18 protein-coding genes are annotated in these 20,435 nt (G+C 70.5%); 11 read left to right on the top strand and 7 right to left on the bottom strand.

Features of this window, described 5'->3' with window-relative positions:
• Window positions 1-292: 292 nt before the first annotated feature.
• Window positions 293-859, top strand: a complete 567-nt coding sequence (locus ACFWDI_RS25605; protein WP_385307146.1) for an adenylosuccinate lyase — start codon at window positions 293-295, stop codon at window positions 857-859.
• A 115-nt stretch (window positions 860-974) separates the two neighbouring features.
• Here the strand turns inward: ACFWDI_RS25605 and ACFWDI_RS25600 are convergent, their stop codons facing one another.
• The 3 genes from ACFWDI_RS25600 to ACFWDI_RS25590 all read right to left on the bottom strand — a co-directional run bounded on the left by ACFWDI_RS25600 (window position 975) and on the right by ACFWDI_RS25590 (window position 3,003).
• Complete coding sequence (locus ACFWDI_RS25600) at window positions 975-1,496, bottom strand: GNAT family N-acetyltransferase (RefSeq protein WP_385307144.1); 522 nt, start codon at window positions 1,494-1,496, stop codon at window positions 975-977.
• A 3-nt stretch (window positions 1,497-1,499) separates the two neighbouring features.
• Entirely contained in the window at window positions 1,500-1,907 is a 408-nt protein-coding gene (locus tag ACFWDI_RS25595; RefSeq protein WP_385307142.1) for a RidA family protein, read from the bottom strand.
• Window positions 1,908-1,968: 61 nt separating this feature from the next.
• The gene (locus tag ACFWDI_RS25590; RefSeq protein WP_385307141.1) at window positions 1,969-3,003 is read right to left on the bottom strand and encodes an Rv2578c family radical SAM protein; all 1,035 of its coding nucleotides are present in this window, start codon (window positions 3,001-3,003) and stop codon (window positions 1,969-1,971) included.
• A 316-nt stretch (window positions 3,004-3,319) separates the two neighbouring features.
• Here ACFWDI_RS25590 and ACFWDI_RS25585 point away from each other — a divergent pair, with 316 nt between their 5' ends.
• From ACFWDI_RS25585 to ACFWDI_RS25550, 8 genes are all read left to right on the top strand, one after another.
• Window positions 3,320-3,763 (top strand): SRPBCC family protein, encoded by a 444-nt coding sequence (locus tag ACFWDI_RS25585; RefSeq protein ID WP_326653656.1) that lies wholly within the window; start codon window positions 3,320-3,322, stop codon window positions 3,761-3,763.
• Between the two features lie 246 nt (window positions 3,764-4,009).
• Window positions 4,010-6,442 carry an MFS transporter gene (locus ACFWDI_RS25580; protein ID WP_385307139.1) on the top strand — a complete coding sequence of 811 codons (2,433 nt, stop codon included), beginning with the start codon at window positions 4,010-4,012 and terminating at the stop codon, window positions 6,440-6,442.
• 126 nt (window positions 6,443-6,568) lie between these two features.
• Window positions 6,569-8,968 carry a SpoIIE family protein phosphatase gene (locus tag ACFWDI_RS25575; RefSeq protein WP_385307137.1) on the top strand — a complete coding sequence of 800 codons (2,400 nt, stop codon included), beginning with the start codon at window positions 6,569-6,571 and terminating at the stop codon, window positions 8,966-8,968.
• Window positions 8,969-9,123: 155 nt separating this feature from the next.
• Window positions 9,124-9,849 carry a class I SAM-dependent methyltransferase gene (locus ACFWDI_RS25570; RefSeq protein WP_385307135.1) on the top strand — a complete coding sequence of 242 codons (726 nt, stop codon included), beginning with the start codon at window positions 9,124-9,126 and terminating at the stop codon, window positions 9,847-9,849.
• A 333-nt stretch (window positions 9,850-10,182) separates the two neighbouring features.
• Entirely contained in the window at window positions 10,183-11,016 is an 834-nt protein-coding gene (locus ACFWDI_RS25565; protein WP_362676785.1) for a M55 family metallopeptidase, read from the top strand.
• Window positions 11,009-12,343: a M20/M25/M40 family metallo-hydrolase gene (locus ACFWDI_RS25560; RefSeq protein WP_385307133.1), complete on the top strand. Its 1,335-nt coding sequence runs from the start codon at window positions 11,009-11,011 to the stop codon at window positions 12,341-12,343. Before ACFWDI_RS25565 ends, ACFWDI_RS25560 begins: the two co-directional genes overlap by 8 nt.
• A 19-nt stretch (window positions 12,344-12,362) precedes the next feature.
• Window positions 12,363-14,366 carry a prolyl oligopeptidase family serine peptidase gene (locus ACFWDI_RS25555; protein WP_385307131.1) on the top strand — a complete coding sequence of 668 codons (2,004 nt, stop codon included), beginning with the start codon at window positions 12,363-12,365 and terminating at the stop codon, window positions 14,364-14,366.
• Window positions 14,367-14,368: 2 nt separating this feature from the next.
• Window positions 14,369-15,328 (top strand): LD-carboxypeptidase, encoded by a 960-nt coding sequence (locus ACFWDI_RS25550; protein WP_385307328.1) that lies wholly within the window; start codon window positions 14,369-14,371, stop codon window positions 15,326-15,328.
• Window positions 15,329-15,456: 128 nt separating this feature from the next.
• On the opposite strand, the gene ACFWDI_RS25545 is transcribed toward ACFWDI_RS25550, so the two are convergent.
• The gene (locus ACFWDI_RS25545) at window positions 15,457-16,524 is read right to left on the bottom strand and encodes an adenosine deaminase (protein WP_385307130.1); all 1,068 of its coding nucleotides are present in this window, start codon (window positions 16,522-16,524) and stop codon (window positions 15,457-15,459) included.
• Between the two features lie 78 nt (window positions 16,525-16,602).
• The gene (locus ACFWDI_RS25540) at window positions 16,603-17,349 is read right to left on the bottom strand and encodes a GntR family transcriptional regulator (protein ID WP_385307129.1); all 747 of its coding nucleotides are present in this window, start codon (window positions 17,347-17,349) and stop codon (window positions 16,603-16,605) included.
• Between the two features lie 224 nt (window positions 17,350-17,573).
• Here ACFWDI_RS25540 and ACFWDI_RS25535 point away from each other — a divergent pair, with 224 nt between their 5' ends.
• On the top strand, window positions 17,574-19,031 hold the full coding sequence (locus tag ACFWDI_RS25535) for an MFS transporter (protein ID WP_385307127.1): 1,458 nt from the start codon (window positions 17,574-17,576) through the stop codon (window positions 19,029-19,031).
• A 166-nt stretch (window positions 19,032-19,197) separates the two neighbouring features.
• Window positions 19,198-19,752, top strand: coding sequence for a GNAT family N-acetyltransferase (locus tag ACFWDI_RS25530; RefSeq protein ID WP_385307126.1), 555 nt, complete (start codon window positions 19,198-19,200; stop codon window positions 19,750-19,752).
• Window positions 19,753-19,771: 19 nt separating this feature from the next.
• Here the strand turns inward: ACFWDI_RS25530 and ACFWDI_RS25525 are convergent, their stop codons facing one another.
• Window positions 19,772-20,107 (bottom strand): DUF6204 family protein, encoded by a 336-nt coding sequence (locus ACFWDI_RS25525; RefSeq protein ID WP_385307326.1) that lies wholly within the window; start codon window positions 20,105-20,107, stop codon window positions 19,772-19,774.
• Between the two features lie 233 nt (window positions 20,108-20,340).
• The coding region (locus ACFWDI_RS25520) for a transposase (protein ID WP_383760144.1) at window positions 20,341-20,435 on the bottom strand (95 nt) is incomplete at its 5' end.

The raw sequence follows: 20,435 nt of genomic DNA, 5'->3' as shown, positions 1-20,435 counted from the left end.
GACTCTGTCCCTGAGTCACGTCGTACGTGGTGCAGAACTACCGAACCGACAAAGCACTCGCGGCGGCTGCGTCACCAGGCCACCGTGAGCCGCGGGGGTTACCCGCTCACCTGAGCTTAACTCGCTAGTAACGAGCACGCCAGACCTGGGCGTGTGATCTGGATCGCCGGTCTCTGGCCGGTTTCTGCCGGTCTCCGGCCGGCCTCTGGTTGATCCCTGGTTGGATCCTGGTTGGATCCTGGTTGGTTCCTGGCAGGTCCTTCGCCGGTCTCTCGCCGATACGCTGGCCGCCATGGACGAGGAGTTACGGTCGCTCGCGGGACGGCTGCGCGGTGAGTCGGGCGGCTCGGTGGCGTATGAACGGCTACTGGTGACCGAGGACCGGGAGGAGCTCGCCGGAGTCCTCACCGAACATGAACGGCCTCTGTGGGCACGGGAGATCGCCGCCTTCCGGCTGGGCTGCGCGGGGGACCGGCGGGCCTTCGAGGCGCTGGTACTGCTCCTCAACCACCGCGATCCCGCGCGCTGTGTCTCGGCGGCACACGCGCTGTCGAGGCTGAACGACCCCCGCACGCCGCGGGCGGCGGCCGCGCTCGCCACGAATGAGCTGCGCGTCGCCTACGCCCTGCTCCCGGTCCGGCTGCTCACGCGGCTGCGCGCGCCGGAGTCCGTACCGGCGCTGATCACCGTCCTGCGACGCAGGCTCGCTCCGGGTGACCCGCACTGGCGGGTGGCCCTGGCCTGTGTCGAGGGCCTCGGCGCACTGGGCGACAAACGAGCGGCCGGCATTCTCCGCTCGGCCCGCACGCACCCCCGGCTCATGGCGGCGGCGGAGGCGGCACTGGCCCGGCTGGACTGAGCGGCTGTGCTGAGGGGCCGAGAGGTGGGCGGCTGGGCCGAGCTGAACCGGCTGGGCGGCGCGGCTGGGTGCGGGCCGCCCGGTGGTGCGGGCTCGCGCCCGACCGCGTATGGCTCTACGCGGACAGGGTGCGGGCGTACCGAACCTCCGGGACCGCGACGCCGTCCACCTCGAACGGCTCCTCCGCGCCGTCGGGTGTGAAGCCCGCCTTCTCGTAGAACCTGCGGGCGCGGTCGTTCTCCTTGAGGACCCAGAGCCGCATCTCGGGGAACCCGTGAGCCGTGGCCCGCTCCGTCAGCTCCGCCATCAGCGCCCGCCCCACGCCCGTGGATATCTGTTCCGGCAGCACGTAGATCGCGTACAGCTCGCCGATACCCGCCGTCGCTTCCTCGTCCCGGCCCGGTCCGCAGCAGCCCCACCCGACCACTTCGCCGTCCCGCTCGGCGACCACATTGGTCACCCGCCTGCCACCCCTCGTGAGGAAGGCGCGGCGCTTCGCCGCGTCCTCCTCGATGCTCATCGCGTCCAGATACGACGACGGCATCAACCCGGCGTACGCGTGCTGCCAGCCCCGGACCCGGACCGTAGCGACCGCTTCGCAGTCGTCGATGCCCATGTCCCGTATACGTACCGGCATCCGCTAGCTCTCCTCTCCGGTGATCGCGAACGCCTCGATCTCGACGAGCAGTTCGGGCCGGAACAGCGCCGCCACCTGGACCGCCGAGCTGGCCGGCAGCCGTCCGGCGTCGATCACCTCGTCCCGCGCCGCACGGACCGCCGGAAGGTGCGCGACATCGGTGACGAAGTACGTCAGCTTGACCACATCGTCGAAGGAGGCGCCCGCCGCGGCCAGACAGCGGCGGAGGTTCTCGAAGACCTGCCGCGCCTGTGCCGCCGGGTCTCCCTCGCCCACGACCTTGCCGTCCTGGTCGAAGGCGCACTGCCCCGATATCGCCACGAACCGGCCGGTGCCCCAGACGACATGGCTGTATCCCGTGCCGGGAGCCACACCTTCGGGAGCCTGTACATGCGTGAGTCGCGAAGTCATGCGTTCATCCTTGCGCACACCACTGACAATCCCGATCGATTTCCCGGCCCGCCCGCCCGCCTCAGAGCAGAGTCAGCTGCGTCGCCTCCGGCGTTGCGAGCTCCGGCTCCTCCGGTACCGGGATCCGTCGCGGCACACCCCGGTCGGCCGGGCCTATGCCGAACTCCCGGGCCAGTTCATGGACATGGCGCGTGATCCGGCGCTGGTACCACTTCGGCGCATACGCTCCCTCCGCGTACAGCCGCTCGTAACGCCGTACCAGATGCGGATGATGCTGTGCCAGCCACGCCATGAACCACTCGCGCGCACCCGGCCGCAGATGAAGGACGAGCGGCGTCACCGACGTCGCTCCGGCCGCGGCGATCGCCTGTACGGTCGCGCGGAGTTGGTCCGGGTGGTCGCCGAGGAACGGGATGACCGGCGCCATCAGCACCCCGCAGCCGATGCCGTGCTCGGTGAGGGTCCGTACGACGTCGAGGCGCCGCTCCGGCGAGGGTGTGCCCGGCTCGACCGTGCGCCACAGCTCGGGGTCGGTGAAGCCGACCGAGACGGAGATCCCGACCTCGGTCACCTCCGCAGCCTGCCGCAGCAGCTCCAGATCGCGAAGGATCAGCGTGCCCTTGGTGAGAATGGAGAACGGGTTCGCATGGTCGCGCAGCGCGGTGATGATGCCCGGCATCAGCTGGTAGCGCCCTTCCGCCCGCTGATAGCAGTCGACGTTCGTTCCCATGGCGATATGAGCGCCCTGCCACCGCCGGGACGCCAGCTGCCGGCGCAGCAGCTCCGGCGCGTTGATCTTCACAACGATCTGGGAGTCGAACCCCAGCCCGGTGTCGAGGTCCAGATAGCTGTGGGTCTTGCGGGCGAAGCAGTACACACAGGCGTGCGTGCAGCCCCGATAGGGATTGACCGTCCACTCGAACGGCATTCGTGAGGCGCCCGGCACCCGGTTCAGGATCGAACGGGCGCGGATCTCGTGGAAGGTGATGCCCCGGAATTCGGGGGTGTCGAAAGTCCTGGTGGTCACCGCGGACGTAGCGAAAAGCGCAGTGTCCCCGGCCGTCGTGGGGTTCTCGACCAGATTGTCCCAGCGCATGAGCGCCTCCTCGGTAGCACTGGCCACAGAATAGAACACATGTTCCCTTGATCGCTTGCGACCCCGGTCCGTTTCGGGGTGCCCCTGGATGCCCGCAGGGGAACCCACCAGTCACAGCAACCCACCACGCCCCCGGCCCAGGGTGACCACGGGCGCGGTGACCCCGGATGCCCGCAGGGGAACCCACCGGTCACAGCAACCCACCACGCCCCCGGCCCAGGGTGACCACGGGTGCGGTGACCCTGGATTTGGGAGGCCGGACCCGAGGTGATTGGCTAGCGGCACCCCCGAAGAACCGAGTGCTGGAGGAACGCGAATGGCGCAGGTCGAGGCCACCACGGAACGGATCATCGCGGCAGACGCGGAGAAGGTGTTCGATGCGCTGGCCGACTACGAGAACACCCGCGCCAAGCTGCTGCCCGAGCACTTCAGCGAGTACGAGGTCCGTGAGGGCGGCGACGGCGAGGGCACTCTCGTCCACTGGAAGCTCCAGGCGACCAGCAAGCGGATCCGCGACTGCCTGCTCGAGGTGACCGAGCCGACCGACGGTCAGCTGGTCGAGAAGGACCGCAACTCCTCGATGGTCACCACCTGGACCGTCACCCCGGCCGGCGAGGGCAGGTCGAAGGCTGTCGTCAGCACCGTCTGGAACGGCGCGGGCGGCATCGGCGGCTTCTTCGAGAAGACCTTCGCCCCCAAGGGACTTGGCCGGATCTACGACGCGCTGCTCGCCAAGCTGGCGGCCGAGGTCGAGAAGTAGCCCGTGAAGTAGCCCTGCGGGGTTGCTGTCACGCTCACCGTTTCGAGTGGTTTTCCCCGCGGCGCCGTGATGCGCCCCGCGCGCCACGGGTCGCGGGAAAGCCCCTGATGAGCGCCCGAAGTGCGCCCCGCCAGAGCCAGTTGGGCCCGGTCGTGCGCCCCCGGCACGGATAACGTCCCGCTTGCTCCCCCTTGGCGCGGAATGCGAAGAATTACGCCGCGCAGGCGTGACGAGGGGAGCAGATACGTGGGCGGCATCACTCTGGTGAAGGACGAGCAGACGGCTGCGGCCGCGGCTGCACCGCCTCACCCTGCCGGACCGGCCGAGGCCACCGCGCTCAGCCCGCGCCGCGTACGCCTCGTCTTCATCGGGCTGATGCTCGCGCTGCTGCTCGCCGCGCTCGAGCAGATGATCGTCGCCACCGCCCTCCCGAAGATTGTCGGCGAACTGCAGGGCCTGGACCGGATGCCCTGGGCGATCACCGCCTATCTCCTCACCGCCACCATCGGCCTGCCCGTCTACGGCAAACTCGGTGATCTCTTCGGCCGCAAGGGCGTCTTCCAGTTCGCGATCGTGGTCTTCGTCATCGGCTCCGCGCTGGCCGGCCGGTCGCAGAGCATGGACCAGCTCATCGCCTTCCGCGCCATCCAGGGCATCGGTGCCGGCGGCCTCATGATCGGCGTGCAGGCGATCATCGCGGACATCGTGCCGTCCCGGGAACGCGGCCGTTTCATGGGTCTCATCGGCGCCGCCTTCGGACTCGCCTCCGTCGCGGGACCACTGCTCGGCGGCTTCTTCACCGACCACGCCTCCTGGCGCTGGTGCTTCTACTTCAACGTCCCCTTCGGCCTGGTCACCCTGATCGTGGTCACCGCGGTGCTGAAGCTCCCGAAGCCTGCTGCCAGAGCCCGGCTCGACGTCCTCGGCGCGCTGTTCCTCGCCGCCGCGTCCACCTGCCTCGTCCTGCTGACCAGTTGGGGCGGTACCGAGTACGCGTGGGGCTCGCGCGTCATTCTGGGACTGGCGGCCGGGGCTGCGGGAACCATCCTGCTCTTCCTGGTCGTTGAGTCCTTCGCCCCCGAACCGATCATCCCGCTCCGGCTGTTCCGCGACTCGATCTTCACCGTCACCAGCCTCGTCGGCGCCATCGTCGGCGTCGCACTCTTCGGCGTGGCCGGCTATCTGCCGACGTTCATCCAGATGGTCGACGGAGCCAGCGCCACCGAGTCCGGGCTGCTGATGCTCCCGATGATGGGCGGCATCGTCGGAGCCTCGATCATCTCCGGCCGGCTCATCAGCCGTACCGGGCGTTACAAGATCTACCCCGTCCTCGGCAGCGCGATCTCGGCCGTCGGTATGTGGCTGCTGTCGCGCCTTGAGGCCGACACACCCCGGCTCGACCACAGCATCTGGCAGGCCGTGCTCGGCGTCGGCATCGGACTGGTGCTGCCGGTACTGATCCTCGCCGTGCAGAACGCCGTACCGCCCGCCGACCTCGGCACCGCCACCAGCGCCAACAACTACTTCCGGCAGATCGGCGGCAGCGTCGGTGCCGCCGTCTTCGGCACGCTCTTCGCCAAGCGGCTCACGGACGCGCTCGCCGACCGGCTCCCGGCCGCCGCGGGCCTGCCCACTCAGTCCATTCCGAACGTCGAATCCATCACTCCGCAGATGGTCCACGCGATGGAGCCCGCGCTGCGTGACGCCTACATCCAGGCGTACGCGGACGCGATGCCGCGGATCTTCCTCTACTTCGTGCCGGTGCTCGCGCTCGGCCTCTTCATCGCCTTCTTCCTCAAGGAGAAACCGCTGGTGTCCCAGAACGCCCAGGCCGCCGAGCCCGCTGTCACCTCCGCCGCCGTCCCGTCGGCCCGCACCGCGCGCGCCGATCGCGCCGCGCGCACCACGCCCGCGTACACCTCCGGCGTCCCGGTCTGCGGCACCGTCCAGCACCACGACGGCAGCACCGTCCCGCGCGCCGCCCTGACCCTCATCGACGTACAGGGACAGCAGATCGGACGCGGCGCGAGCGGCGAGGACGGGCGGTACGCGCTCAGCGTGCCGGGCGCCGGCTCGTACGTCATGATCGCGGCGGCCGGCGGACACCAGCCGCAGGCCGTCACCGTCACCGTCGGCGAGCGGCCCGTCGAGCTCGATGTGGTCCTCGGCGGCGCGGGCAGGCTCGCCGGGACCGTCGTCACGGCCGACGGATCGCCGGTACGCGACGCCGCCGTCACCCTCACCGACGTACGCGGCGACGTCGTCGTCACCACCCGCAGCGGCCGCGAAGGCGGTTACGCGATCACGGAGTTGGTGGCCGGGGAGTACACACTGGCCGCGAGCGCGCCCGCCTTCCGCCCCGCCGCGCAGACCGTGAGCGTGCAGGCGTCCCGCGAGACCCGGCAGGACATCGAGCTCGCGGGCGGAGCCGTGCTGCGCGGCACCGTACGGGCCGGTGGCGGCCGTCCGGTCGAGGACGCGCGGGTCACACTGCTCGACGCGGCGGGCAATGTGGTGGACACCCTCACCACGGGCCCCGACGGCAGCTTCCGGTTCGTGGATCTGTCGTCGGGGGAGTACACGGTGATCGCGGCGGGTTATCCGCCGGTCGCGACGGTCCTGCAGGTCGCGGGCGGCGGACGGGCCGAGCGCGATCTCCAGCTGGGGCACGAGGACTGACAATTCGTCAGTTTCGCGCGGGGGCGCACCACCCCATTTCGGCGTTGCCCGGCGCGCTTCCCGCGCCGCGCCGTACCGTAGAGGTAAGGCCGCAGATTCTTGCGGCGGGGAAGGAGCCTCCCACCCATGGACAGTGGTGTTCCGCCGACACCGCCACGGGAGCATCCCGTGGCCGGCCGGATTCCGCTTGCCGTGGTCGTCGTGGACGGCGACGGCTTGGTGTCCCACTGGTCGACCGGTGCGAAGCGCCTCTTCGGCCCCACCAGGGAGCAGGCGGTGGGACAGCCCGCCGTCGAACTGCTCCCGGTCACCGGCGCGCTCGCGGGGGACGGTGACTACGAGGCGTACCACGACTACGGCGGCCTGGGCCCCGGCCTCGACGCCTCGCTGAACGGCCTCACCTCCTACCCCGCGGCCGGCCGGGCCCGCCTCTCCGAAGCCGGACGCGACCAGGTCGATGTGCTGTGGTGGGCGTACCCCATGATCGGTCCGGGCGACGAGCGTCTGCTCGTACTGGCCGCGGACGCCGCGCAGTTCGGCGCCGAGGACGAGAGTGTCGAGCGCATCGCGCCCGGATTCGCCCTGCACACCGAGTTTCCCGGCTTCGACGAGCTGGCGCGCCGGCTCCCCGAGATCCTGCCGAGCATGAGCGTCCAGGAGTCGGCGCGGATCGTCTCCCAGATCCTGGACCTGGGCTATCCCGTGCTCGAGTTCAGCCATCACGACCGGGTGCCGGTCACCCCGGACTGGGGTGTCCCCAGGCGTACGGAGCGCAAGGCGCGGCAACGGGCCGCAGAGGAGGCGGCAGCGGCGGGGCAGCCGGTCGACACGGCCGATCTCCAGCAGGATCTCGAGTACGCCGCGGTCCGCGAGCGGCTCGAATTCCTCAACGAGGTCAGCGGCCGCATCGGTTCCTCGCTCGACCTCGCCCGTACGATTCAGGAAGTCAGCGCGGCCGTCGTGCCGCGCTTCACCGATGTCGCGGGCACCTATCTGCGTGAACAGGTCATCGCCGGCGAGGGCTTCCCCGACGGACCTCCGGACGCCACCACCATGTGGCACCGCGTCGCCGTCGAGCATGTGGACGAGCCGGGCCGCTGGGACGATGTGGTGCCGGTCGGCGAATCCATGCCGTTCCCCGAGCGCACCCCGTTCTTCCAGTGCATGACCACCGGCGATCCGGTGCTGGTGCCGCGTATCAGCGAGCAGATGGGCAATGCCATCGCCTCGCAGTTCGAGAAGCGCGACATCCGGCCCCTGATCACCAACCGTTCGATGCTCGTTGTGCCGCTGAAGGCGCGCAATGTGGTGCTGGGCTTCATGATCCTGCTGCGCCATGCGGAGCGCGCTCTGTTCAACGACATGGACCGGGTCACCGGAGCCGAACTGGCCGCCCGCGCCGGGCTCGTCCTCGACAACGCCCGTATGTACACCTATCAGGAGAGTGTGGCCGAGACCCTCCAGGACTCGATGCTGCCGCAGGTCACCCCGCGGATGGCCGGCTGCGACACCGCCACCCGCTATCTGCCGGGCACCCTGCTGGGGCGGGTCGGCGGCGACTGGTTCGACTCCGTCAAGCTGCCCGGCTCGCGCACCGCGCTGGTGGTGGGCGATGTGATGGGGCACGGGCTCAACTCCGCCGCGATGATGGGCCAGTTGCGTACGGCGGTACAGACCATGGCCGCCCTGGACCTGCCACCCGAGCAGCTCCTGCGGAACCTCGACGACCTCGCCCAGCGCCTCGGCGAGCACTACCTCGCGACCTGTCTGTATGCGGTCTACGACCCGATCCGCAATGAACTCCGGATGGCGAACGCGGGCCATGTGCCCCCGGTGATCGTCCGCGCGGCGGACGGGCGCAGCGAGCTGCTGGAACTGCCGACCGGTGCGCCGATCGGCGTCGGCGGAGTGCCGTTCGAGAGCGTACGAGTGCCCGTGGCACCCGGCGACCGCCTCGTGATGTGCACGGACGGCCTGGTGGAGGTCCGTGGCGAGGACATAGGCGTCGGGCTTGCGACGCTCTGCGAATCCGCGGCCCATCCCGCGGCCTCCATGGACGACGCCTGCGACACCATCATCCGCTCGCTGAACGTCCGAGGCGGACGCAAGGACGACGTCGCCCTGCTGATGGCCCGGCTGAACGGCATCGAGGCCGAGTCGGTGGCGGCCTGGGAGCTGTCGCTGGAGCCGCGCGAAGCGGCGCGGGCCCGGCGGCTGGTCCGTGGACAGCTGCGGTCCTGGGGACTCGCTGATCTGACGGAGACCGTGGAGCTGCTGGTCAGCGAAGTGGTCACCAATGCGGTGCGGCACGCGCAGGGCCGTCGCGCGGAGCTGCGGCTGGTACGGGCCGGATCCCTGCTGGGTGAAGTGGCCGACGAGGACCACACTCTGCCGACGCTGCTCGACGCCCGCCCCGACGCCGAACTGGGCCGGGGACTGCGCGTGGTGAGCAGCCTGGCGCGGGAGTGGGGCACCAGCCGGACGGCCGACGGCAAGACGGTCTGGTTCGAGCTGGCGCTGCCGTAGCCGCGCTCGGGGCGGGTGCGGGCTCGGTCGCGGACTCGCCGCGGACTCGGCTGTGGGCTCGAACGCCACGTAAAGGAATGCCCCGGGTACTTGTCGCCGTAACTCGTGAGCGATAAACCGATCTTGACGTCGTGTCATATCCTGGGGAGCTGGTCATGAGCGTGACGAGTCGGTACAAGGACGCCTGGGAGGGCTTCTGGAACGAGGCCTCCGGCGAGCCGGGCGAGGTCTTCTGGGATGCGGAGCCGGCGCTCACCGCGGGGCCCCATCTCGCGGTCTACGAACCGCATGTGACGGATCCCGGGCTGACGCTGGTGGATCTCGGCTGCGGCAACGGCACACAGACCCGTTTCCTGGCCGACCGCTTCCCCCAGGTGCTCGGCGTGGACCTGTCGGCCGCCGCGATCGAGCTGGCCAGACGGCAGGACAAACAGAGCGAGACGCGGTTCCGGGAGATCGACGCGGTGGACGGGGCGATGGTGGCGCAGCTGCACGCCGAGCTCGGCGACACCAATGTCTATATGCGCGGGGTGCTCCACCAGTGCGACGCGGAGGACCGGCAGGCGCTGGCCGACTCGATCGCCCTACTGGTGGGTGAGCGTGGTCGCGCCTTTGTGGTGGAGCTCGCGGAGGCGGCCGGGCAGCAACTGAGGACCCTGGCGCAGGCACCGGCGGGACCGCCGCCGAAGCTTGAGCCGGTGTTCCGCCACGGCCTGCAGCCGGGTTCGGTGCCCGACGCGGACGTGGCGGAGTTCTTCACCATGGCGGGTCTCGGGGTGATCGCTCGAGGTGAACTGCCGCTGACGACAACGGAGTACGCATCGGACGGCTCGCGAATCGAGCTTCCGTCGAAATGGCTGATCGTCGGCCGGAACGGGTAACGCCCGAACTGACTCCTCCCGGTCGGGCAACCGCCGACGAGAGGAGTGCCGTGTTCCGCAGAGCAGCCCGCGCCGCGGCAGTCGCCGGTCCTGCCCTGCTTCCGCTGCTTGGCTCCGCCCCCGGTGCGGCGGCGGACGGGATCCTGACGTCGGCAGGGGCCGGAGGGCTTGTCGTGCGCCGCCGCCGTCGGCGTGAGAGCGCCGGACAGGCGTAGGCCCCCTCGTTTCGGCGGCCGGCCGGACTCCCGTGGCCGACCGGACCGGCGGCGGACCAGACCTCTGGCACTGTCAACAGTCCTGGCCCGGGCGTTCGCCGACGCGTACCGTGATGCCGTGAAGATCCTCATCAGCGCCGACATGGAAGGCGCCACCGGTGTGACCTGGCCGGCCGACGTGCTGCCCGGCACCCCCCAGTGGGAGCGCTGCCGGTCCATGTTCACCTCCGATGTGAACGCAGCGGCCCTCGGTTTCTTCGACGGTGGTGCCGATGATGTGCTCATCAACGAAGCGCACTGGACCATGCGCAATCTCCTGCTCGAGCGGCTCGACGAGCGGGCCCAGATGCTCACCGGCAAGCACAAGTCACTGTCCATGGTGGAAGGCGTGCAGCACGGCGACGTGGACGGCATCGCCTTCGTCGGCTACCACACCGGCGCGGGCACGGAGGGCGTGCTCGCACACACCTACCTCGCCAACTCCATCACCGGCGTGTGGCTGAACGGCGCGCGGGCGAGCGAGGGCCTGCTCAACGCCCATGTCGTCGCGGAGTACGGCGTGCCGGTGGTGCTGGTCACCGGCGACGACCTGACCTGCGTGGATGCCGGCGGCTATGCGCCTGACGCCCGCAAGGTCGCGGTGAAGGACCATGTGTCGCGGTACGCGGCGGTGTGCCGCACTCCGGCCCGTACCGCCTCCGACATCCGCGCCGCCGCGAAGGAGGCCGCGGCACTCGCCGTACGGCACGAGCCGGTGCGCGGCGGCCCGTTCACCGTGGAGCTGGAGTTCGACGCGGAGCATCTCGCGGCGGCCGCGACGGTCGTCCCCGGGGTGACAGGCAGCGGTGAGCGACGTGTCGCGTACACCAGCGAGACGATGTATGAGGCCATTCGCACCTTCAAAGCGGTCACGACGATCGTCTCTGCGGCGGTGGAGGAGCAGTATGGCTGACGTGACAACGCCCATGGACAGCCGGGCACTCGACGAGGTGGTCACCTTCACCTCCGAGCTGATCCGCATCGACACCACCAACCGCGGCGGCGGGGACTGCCAGGAGCGGCCCGCCGCGGAGTATGTCGCCGAGCGGCTGGCCGGCGCCGGCCTCGAACCCACCCTGCTGGAGCGCACGCCCGGGCGCACCAATGTCGTTGCCCGGATCGAGGGCACCGACCCGTCCGCCGACGCACTCCTCGTCCACGGCCATCTGGACGTGGTGCCCGCAGAGCCCGCCGACTGGTCCGTGCACCCCTTCTCCGGAGAGGTCCGCGACGGCGTGGTGTGGGGCCGGGGCGCGGTCGACATGAAGAACATGGACGCGATGGTCCTCGCGGTCGCACGGGCGTGGGCGCGCGCGGGCATCAGGCCCCGGCGCGACATCGTCATCGCGTACACCGCCGACGAGGAGGCCAGCGCCGTCGACGGCTCAGGCTTCCTCGCCGACCACCATCCCGGCCTGTTCGAAGGCTGTACGGAGGGGATCAGCGAGTCGGGGGCCTTCAGCTTCCACGCGGGGCCCGGGATGACGCTCTACCCGATCGCGGCCGGAGAGCGCGGCACGGCATGGCTCAAACTCACCGCGCGGGGCACGGCCGGCCATGGCTCCAAGGTCAACCGCGCCAACGCGGTGAGCCGGCTGGCCGCGGCCGTCGCCCGGATCGGCGAGCATCAGTGGCCGGTGCGCCTCACCCCGACCGTACGGGCCGCGCTGGCCGAGCTCGCCGTACTGCACGGCATCGAGACCGATGTGCACGCGGACGGCTTCGACGTGGACGCGCTGATGGCGAAGCTCGGCCCGGCCGCCGCGCTGGTCGAGCCGACCGTGCGCAACAGCGCCAACCCGACGATGCTGGAAGCCGGTTACAAGATCAACGTCATTCCCGGGCACGCCATCGCGTATGTCGACGGGCGGATGCTGCCCGGCGGCGAGGCCGAGTTCCACGACACGATGGACCGGCTGACCGGACCGGACGTCGAGTGGGAGTTCCACCACCGCGAGGCGGCTCTGCAGGCCCCCGTCGACTCCCCGACCTACGCCAAGCTGAGGGAGGCCGTCGAGCGCTTCGACCCGGTCGGCCAGGTCGTGCCGTACTGCATGCCGGGCGGCACCGACGCCAAGCAGTTCTCCCGGCTCGGCATCACCGGCTACGGCTTCTCGCCGCTGAAGCTGCCCGTGGGCTTCGACTACGCGGCTCTGTTCCACGGGGTCGACGAGCGCGTCCCGGTCGAGGCACTGCACTTCGGCGTAAAGGTTCTCGACCACTATCTGCGGTCCGCATAGGGCCTAGGGGGAATCGGTAATGGTACCCACGGGAGCCTACGGAACCTGGCCTTCACCGATCGACGCGGCGCTTGCCGCCTCGCACGACGGGCGCCCGGAGTATCTCGGCATGGTCGGCGACGAGGTGTGGTGGACCGCGCCACGCCCCGCCGAGGGCGGCAGGCGGGCCCTGATGCGCAGACGGGTCGACGGCGGCGAGGAGTCGGTGCTCCCGGCCCCGTGGAACGTCCGCAGCAGGGTCATCGAGTACGGGGGCCAGCCCTGGGCCGGAGCCCGGCGCGCCGAAGGCGGCCCGCTCATCGTCTTTGTCCACTTCCCCGACCAGCGGCTGTATGTGTACGAGCCGGACACGCCCGAGGCCGAGCCCCGTCCGCTCACGCCGGTGTCGGCGCTCGGCGGCGGGCTGCGCTGGGTCGACCCGCAGCTCCGGCTGGACCGTGGTGAAGTCTGGTGCGTACTCGAGGAGTTCACCGGCCCGGCGCCCACGGACGTACGCCGGGTGATCGCGGCCGTGCCGCTGGACGGCTCGGCCGTCGAGGACCGTGCCGCGGTGCGGGAGCTCTCCGACGACCGGCACCGCTTCGTCACCGGGCCGCGGCTCTCGCCGGACGGGCGCCACGCCGCCTGGATCGCCTGGGACCATCCGCAGATGCCCTGGGACGGCACGGTGGTGATGCTCGGAGAGGTGACGGAGAGCGGCCCGTTCGGCGGTGTGCGGCCCGTCGTCGGGGAGACGGACGAGTCGGTCGCCCAGGTCGACTGGGCCCCGGACGGCTCGCTGCTCTTCGTCTCCGACCTCGGCAACTGGTGGGAGCTGCAGCGCATCCGGCTCGAGGGGCTGGTGCCCGGGGTCGTACCGCGCACCGGTCTCTGTCCCGGCCGCGGGGAGGAGTTCGGCGGGCCGCTGTGGAAGATCGGCCTCAAGTGGTTCCACCCCCTGGAGAACGGGCTGATCGCCGTCATCCACGGCAAGGGCGCCACCGCGCTGGGGATTCTCGACCCGGAGACCGGCGAGCTCGTCGACGCCGCCGGCCCCTGGACCGAGTGGTCGTCCACCCTCGCCGTGCACGGTGACCGGGCGATCGGGGTCGCCGCCAGCCCGCGCAGCGCGTACGAGGTCGTCGAGCTCGACACCCGTACCGGGCGGACCCGGGTCATAGGCTCGGCGCACGACGATCCGGTGGACCCGGTGTACTACCCGGAGCCGCAGATCCGTACCTTCGTCGGCCCCGACAACCGCGAGATCCACGCCCATATCTATCCGCCGCACAGCCCGGACCGGATCGCGCCCGACGACGAACTGCCGCCCTTCGTGGTGTGGGCGCACGGCGGCCCCACCGGTCATGCCCCGCTCGTCCTCGACCTCGAGATCGCCTACTTCACCTCGCGCGGCATTGGCGTCGCCGAGGTCAACTACGGCGGCTCCACCGGCTACGGCAGGGAGTACCGCAACCGGCTGCGCGAACAGTGGGGCGTCGTCGACGTCGAGGACTGCGCGGCTGTCGCCGAGACGCTGGCCGCCGAAGGCACGGCGGACCCGGCGCGGCTCGCCATCCGCGGCGGCAGCGCGGGCGGCTGGACCACTGCCGCCTCCCTCACCAGCACCGACGTCTACGCCTGCGGCACCATCATCTATCCGATCCTCGACCTGACGAGCTGGGCCACCGACGGGACCCATGACTTCGAGTCGCAGTACCTGGAATCGCTGATCGGCCCGATCGCCGAAGTCCCCGGCCGCTACCGCGAGCGCTCGCCGCTGCACCACGTCGACCGGATCACCACGCCGTTCCTGCTGCTGCAGGGCCTCGACGATGTGATCTGCCCGCCCGTGCAGTGCGAGCGGTTTCTGGCACAGATGGCGGGCCGCGGCGTCCCGCACGCGTTCATCGCCTTCGAGAGCGAGGGCCATGGCTTCCGCAGGGCCGACACGATGGTCCGCGCCCTCGAGTCCGAACTCTCCCTCTACGCCCAGACCTTCGGCATCATCCGCCGCGACGTCCCCACGCTGGAGCTCAAGAAGTGACCCTGCCGCGTCCTGCCGGGGTACAACTCCCGGGCCCCCGATCCCTGACCCGGCCCGCGCGACTGAGGCCGGGGGCCAGGGTCGCTGTCGTGGCGCCCAGCGGACCCGTCCCCGAAGAGCGGCTCGAAGCGGGCCTGGAGATCCTGCGGAGCTGGGACCTGGTTCCGGTCGTGATGCCTCATGTCCGCGGCCGGCACCCGGAGCTCTCGTATCTCGCCGGCTCGGACGAGGAAAGGGCCCGGGACCTGACCGAGGCCTGGTGCGATCCGTCCGTCTCCGCGGTGATCTGCGCCCGCGGTGGATACGGCGCACAGCGCATGGTCGATCTCCTCGACTGGGCGGCGATCCGCGCGGCCGGCCCCAAGATCCTCGTCGGCTACAGCGACACAACGGCCCTTCATGAGGCTTTCGCCGTGCGGATGGGGCTGGCCACGCTGCACGGTCCCATGGTCGGCGCGGCGGCTTTCCTCAAGGACGCCCGCACCCAGGAGTCGCTGCGTGCCACGCTCTTCGAGCCCGAGTCGGTCCGGACGCTCGGCCTGGAGACCGCCCGCACGATGGTCCCCGGCCGGGCCCGCGGTATCACGCTCGGCGGCTGCGTCAGTCTGCTCGCCGCCGATCTCGGTACACCGCAGGCCCGCACCTCGGCCCGCGGCGGTCTGCTGCTGATCGAGGACGTGGGGGAGGAGGACTACCGGCTCGACCGGGTCCTCACCCAGCTTCTGCGCTCCGGCTGGCTGGAGGGCGTGGCGGGTGTCGCGCTCGGCTCGTGGGCGGAGTGCGGTCCGTACGAGCGGGTGCGTGCGGTGCTGCAGAACCGGCTCGGCGGCCTTGGCGTGCCGGTCGTGGAGGAGTTCGGCTTCGGGCACGGGGTGCCCGCGCTGACGTTGCCGTTCGGGGTGCCGGCGGTGCTGGACGCGGACGCGTGCACGCTGACGCTCGAGGTGCCCGCGCTGGTCTGACACCGGCGCGTGCTCCAACTCCCCTTCGGCAGGACGGGGTTGCGGACCTCAGGCGCAGGACGGTGATGGACATCCGCCCCCGGACCGGCGGCTGAATCAGCGGATCAGCCGCCGGGCGTCCTCCGGGGTTACCGGCCGAGCGCCGCGTACCCCGGCCGGATCACCTCGTCGATCAGCCGACGGCGCTCCGGCAGCGGCAGGAACGCCGACTCGACCGCGGCGACCGTGAACTCCTCGAAGACCTCCGGGCCGTAGCCGAAGGCGTCCACCATGTGCTGGAACTCCTGGCTCATGGTGGTGCCGGAGACCAGGCGGTTGTCCGTGTTGAGAGTGACGCGGAAGCCGAGGCGGCGCAGCAGGTCGATGGGGTGCGTGGCGTAGTCCTTCGCCGCGCCCGTCTGGAGGTTCGAGGTCGGGCAGACCTCCAGGGCGATGTGGTTGTCGCGTACGTACGCGGCCAGGTGGCCCAGGTCCGCCGTGCCGTCGTCGTGGACCGTGATGTCGTCGGTGATGCGGACGCCGTGCCCGACCCGCTCGGCGCCGCAGATCTGCACCGCCTCGTGGATCGACTCGGCGCCGACGGCCTCGCCCGCGTGGATCGTGAAGTGGCAGTTGTGCCGCTTCAGATGCTGGAAGGCGGGCAGGTGGCGGGCCGGCGGGTTGCCGATCTCGCCGCCCGCGATGTCGAAGCCGGCCACCCCGCGGTCGCGGTGCGCCACCGTCAACTCGGCTATCTCCAGGGAGCGTTCGGTGTGCCGCATGCCGGTGAGCAGAGCGCGGACCGTGATCCGGCCGCCGCTGCGACGCTCGCCCTCGCGGAAGCCCGCGTTGACCGCGTCGACGACCTCGTCGAGGGTCAGACCGCGCTCCAGATGCTGCTCGGGGGCGTACCGCACCTCGGCGTAGACGACTCCGTCCGTCGCCAGGTCCTCCGCGCACTCGGCCGCGATCCGCTGCAGCGCCTCGCGGGTCTGCATCACCGCGCAGGTGTGGGCGAAGGTCTCCAGATACCGCTCGAGCGAGCCGGAGTCCGCGGCGTCGCGGAACCAGATCGCGAGCGCGGCCGGGTCCTCGGTGGGCAGCTCGCGGTAGCCGCACTCCCGGGCCAGCTCGATGATCGTGGCGGGGCGCAGACCGCCGTCCAGGTGGTCGTGGAGAACGGCCTTGGGTGCGCGGAGGATGTCAGACAAGTGCATGGCCCGGGAGTGTACGGCACGTCCGGGAATGGCGCCGTGACGGCCGTCTCCCGGCTCGACCGCAGTCGGTGCCAGCGCTCAGTTCGACTGGAGTACGGGCATCGCGGGCGCCCCGGTCGGCAGCATGTGCTTGGCCGCCAGGATCGGCATGTCCTCGACTCGTACCACCTGTGTGACCAGCACGGCAGGGGTGTCGGCCGCCCGGCCCAGCTGCTCTCCGCGGCGCTGTCCGAGCAGTGTCGCCGTCACCCCGCTGTGTGCGGTGAGCGCCACACCGCGCGAGGCCGCGGACAGCACCGCGAGCATCGAGGTGGCCGGTGCGGGTGCGGCCCGCAGTGCCGCGGCGAAGGCCGGATGCACCTCGTCCAGCACCTGCTCCGCCGCCGCCCACTCCTGGCTGAGCGCCGCCGCGGTACCTTCCCCGACCAGCAGTGACTCCCAGAACCGCAGCTCCGCCCCGGCCGGTGCGAGCAGATGCTGGGTGGTGAAGTCGGTGGGCTCCTCCACGGCGCGCAGCAGCGGTCGGACGCGGAGCGGGGAGCCGGTGGACAGCAGCTCCTCCAGCGGCTGGATGTGCTCGTAGCCGCGGCGCGGTGGACGGTCGTTGACGGTGCGGCCGACCCCGCGGCGCACCGAGAGCAGCCCGTCCTCCTGGAGCAGCAGGAGTGCCTCGCGCAGCGCGGGCCGGCTGACCCCCAGTTCGGCGGCGAGCCGGGGCTCGGACGGGAGCGTGGAGCCCGGCGGATAGGTGCCTTCGTGGATGGCGTCCGCGATCCGCTCGTACAGGACGACGACCGGCCTTCGCTGCTGCCCGCTGACTACCACTGATCCTCCTCGGCTCACTTGTCAGCAAGTTATGTGAGCCCGCGCGGCGGAGCAATGGCCGCTGGATCTCGGGTGAGCTGCGATTTCGGTTCACGCCTAATTCACAGCAGGAGGGGCTTGACGTTCTACGCACGTAGATTCCAGTCTGTCTGAGCGCAACTTGTCTGACAAGGTTGGTTGCGCTGTTCCTATCGAGGCATGACATCCAAGGCAAAGGGGCCGACATGTCACCCACGCTCGGCCGGACACGTTCCGGAGCCGCATCCGATCTGGCGGGCCGCGGGCCCATGCTGCTGGCCATGGTGCTGGCCGTGCTCGGCTACCAGATCAACGCGACCATGCTCAGTCCCGCGCTGCCCGATGTCATCGAGCGTCTCGGCACCACCACCGCGGCCGCCGGCCTCTCCCAGACGCTCTTCTTCCTGATGGCGGCCATCGGCCAGGTCACGCTCGCCCGCCTCAGCGATCAGCGCGGCCGCAAGCCCATGATGGTGGTGAGCGCGTTCGTCCTGATCGCCGGCAATCTGCTCTGCGTCTTCGCCCCGAACATCGAGATCTTCATCGCGGGCCGCATCCTCCAGGGCATGTCAGCCGCGATGTTCACGCTTGCCTTCCTCACCCTGAACCAGCTGCTGACCCCGGCCGGCTTCGGCAAGGCCGCAGGCATCATCACCGCCGTCAACGGCGGCCTCGCGGGCGTCGACGCCATCGCCGGCGGCCAGATCGCCGACACCATCGGCTTCCGCGGCATCTTCGTCTGCTCCACGCTGATCGCGGTCGCGGGCCTGATCGGCGTACGGAAGTACGTCCCCGATGTCCCGCCCACCACCGCCGACGCCCGCTTCGACGCACGCGGCATCGCCGCCCTCTCCCTCGGGCTCACCGGCATCCTCGTCGGCCTCGCCCAGGGCGCGAGCTGGGGCTGGACCTCGCCGCTCACCCTCGGGTTCCTGTTCGGCGGCCTCGTGGCCCTGGTCCTCTTCGTCGTCTCGCAGAAGAGCGCCGCCAACCCGGTCATCGATATCGAGGTGCTCGCCTCCCGCCGCGCCTGGCCGCTGCTGATCACCACGGTCTGCACCCTCGGGGGCGCCTTCGGCGCGGTCGCACTGACCATTCCGCTCTTCTCTCAGGACGCCCGTGTCGGCCTCGGTCTGTCCGCCGTCACCGCCGCCGTCCTCTTCCTCACGCCCATCCAGCTGATCGGTGTGATCTCCGCGCCGCTGACCGGCCGGCTCGGCCCGAAGATCGGCTGGCGCAGGGTCGTGGTCACCGGCGCCGCCGCCAACCTCGCGATCTTCGTCTTCGCCACGTTCTTCCTGGACAACCAGTGGATCCTGGTGACCTCGCTGGCCGCGCTCGGTGTGACGTACGGCGGCTTCATGCTCACCGGCCTCAACGGTCTCGCCGTCACGACGGCGCCCAAGGACAAGCCCGGCTCGCTCTCCGGTCTCAACGGAGCGTGCTTCGGCATCGGAGCCTCGCTCGGCATCGCCATCGCCTCCGCGATGATCACCGCGGGCAGCGATGCGCACGGGCCCACCGAGGCCGGATACCAGCACGCGATGTACGCGGCCCTCGCGCTGCTCGCGATCGGTGTTGTCTCCTCGCTGCTGATCCGGCGTCCCGACCCGGAGACGGTCGCGGCGGAGGAGGAGCCGCAGCTGGTCCTCGCCCACCACTGACGGACGGACACGGCTCACCCGTACCGCCCGCTCCACCGCCCTCATGGGACCAGGATCCGTTCGTCCTGGTCCCATGAGCCACGGCGAAGCACCGAGCAGCATGAAGTTCGGCGGCCAGGGCCCGGCTCATGCGCGCCGGGTGAGAGCAGCCGGTTAATCTGGCGCGATGCCCGAGACCTCCAACGCCGCCCCCTACCTCGCCGCGGGTCCCCGGGTCGGCATACGCCACTACGCGTACGAGGACAGCGAGGAGTTCACACAGCTGGCGAACCTGAGCACCGAGCACCACCGGCCCTGGCTCTTTCCGCCCGCCTCGGCGGAGATGTACGCCGTGTACGCGCGGAAACTCATCGAGGACCCGACGAAGGCCGGCTTCCTGGTCTGCGCGCGTGACTCCGGCCGGATCGCGGGCTTCATCAACGTCAACAACATCGTCGAAGGCGGCTTCCGCAGCGGGGCGATCGGCTACGGCGCCTTCGCGCACGCCGTCGGCCGAGGCCTGATGGGCGAAGGCCTCGGCCTGGTCCTGCGGTACGCCTTCGGCCCGATGGGCCTGCACCGGCTGGAGGCCAACATCCAGCCGGGCAACGAGGCTTCGATCGGACTCGTACGCGGCGCGGGCTTCCGGCTCGAGGGATTCTCGCCCGACTTCCTCCACATCGACGGGGCCTGGCGCGACCACGAGCGCTGGGCCGTCACAACGGAGATGCTCAAGCGCTGACGCGCCACTGCCCCGGCCCTCAGCGACCCTTGCGGTTGATCTTCATGGTGTCCATGTCGGTCACCGTCGAGCGCAGTTCGCCGAAGCCGCAGCCGAGAGCCTTCAGCGCCGTCTCCGCCCGGTCCTCGGCGATCACCGCGGCCATCTCCTCGCCGTCCGCCGCGTCCGAGACGACGACATAGCGGACCGAGAAGTGCTTGAGCGCACGGTCGTAGGTGAGCGAGCCCTCCTCGGTGAACCGCATCTGCGTCAGGCCGTGGTTGTCCACGTGGGCGAGCAGACGGCCGCGCGACTCGTCCGTCAGCCCGTCCCAGGTCCCGCGCACGATCACCCGATACGTGTGCCGCGTGCTCATCTCTGCCGCTGCCTTCCGCTCGTCGAACACTCCGTAGAAACGCATTGAAGATGCAGAGTACGGCGGTGAGGATGTACCGCATGCGGAATATCGTGGTCGTCGACGCTCCCTCCAACCTGGGTCTGCGGCCCCCGGCCCCGGGCACCGTCCCCGGCTGCTACCGGGACTAATCGCAGTGCACTGGGCTTCAGCCCGGTGGTGAAGCGATTCCGAACGCTGCTCTGACCGGCAGACTAGAGCGGACGGTTCTGCTGCTCGATGTACTGACGGACGATCGACAGCGGAGCCCCGCCCACCGACCCGGCGAAGTACGAGCCGGACCACAGGC

Origin of the sequence: Streptomyces sp. NPDC060064 (genome assembly GCF_042736455.1) — a bacterium.
Classification (GTDB): Bacteria; Actinomycetota; Actinomycetes; order Streptomycetales; family Streptomycetaceae; genus Streptomyces.
The sequence above is the reverse complement of the archived record's forward strand: the minus strand, read 5'-3'. Positions and strand labels throughout refer to the sequence as shown.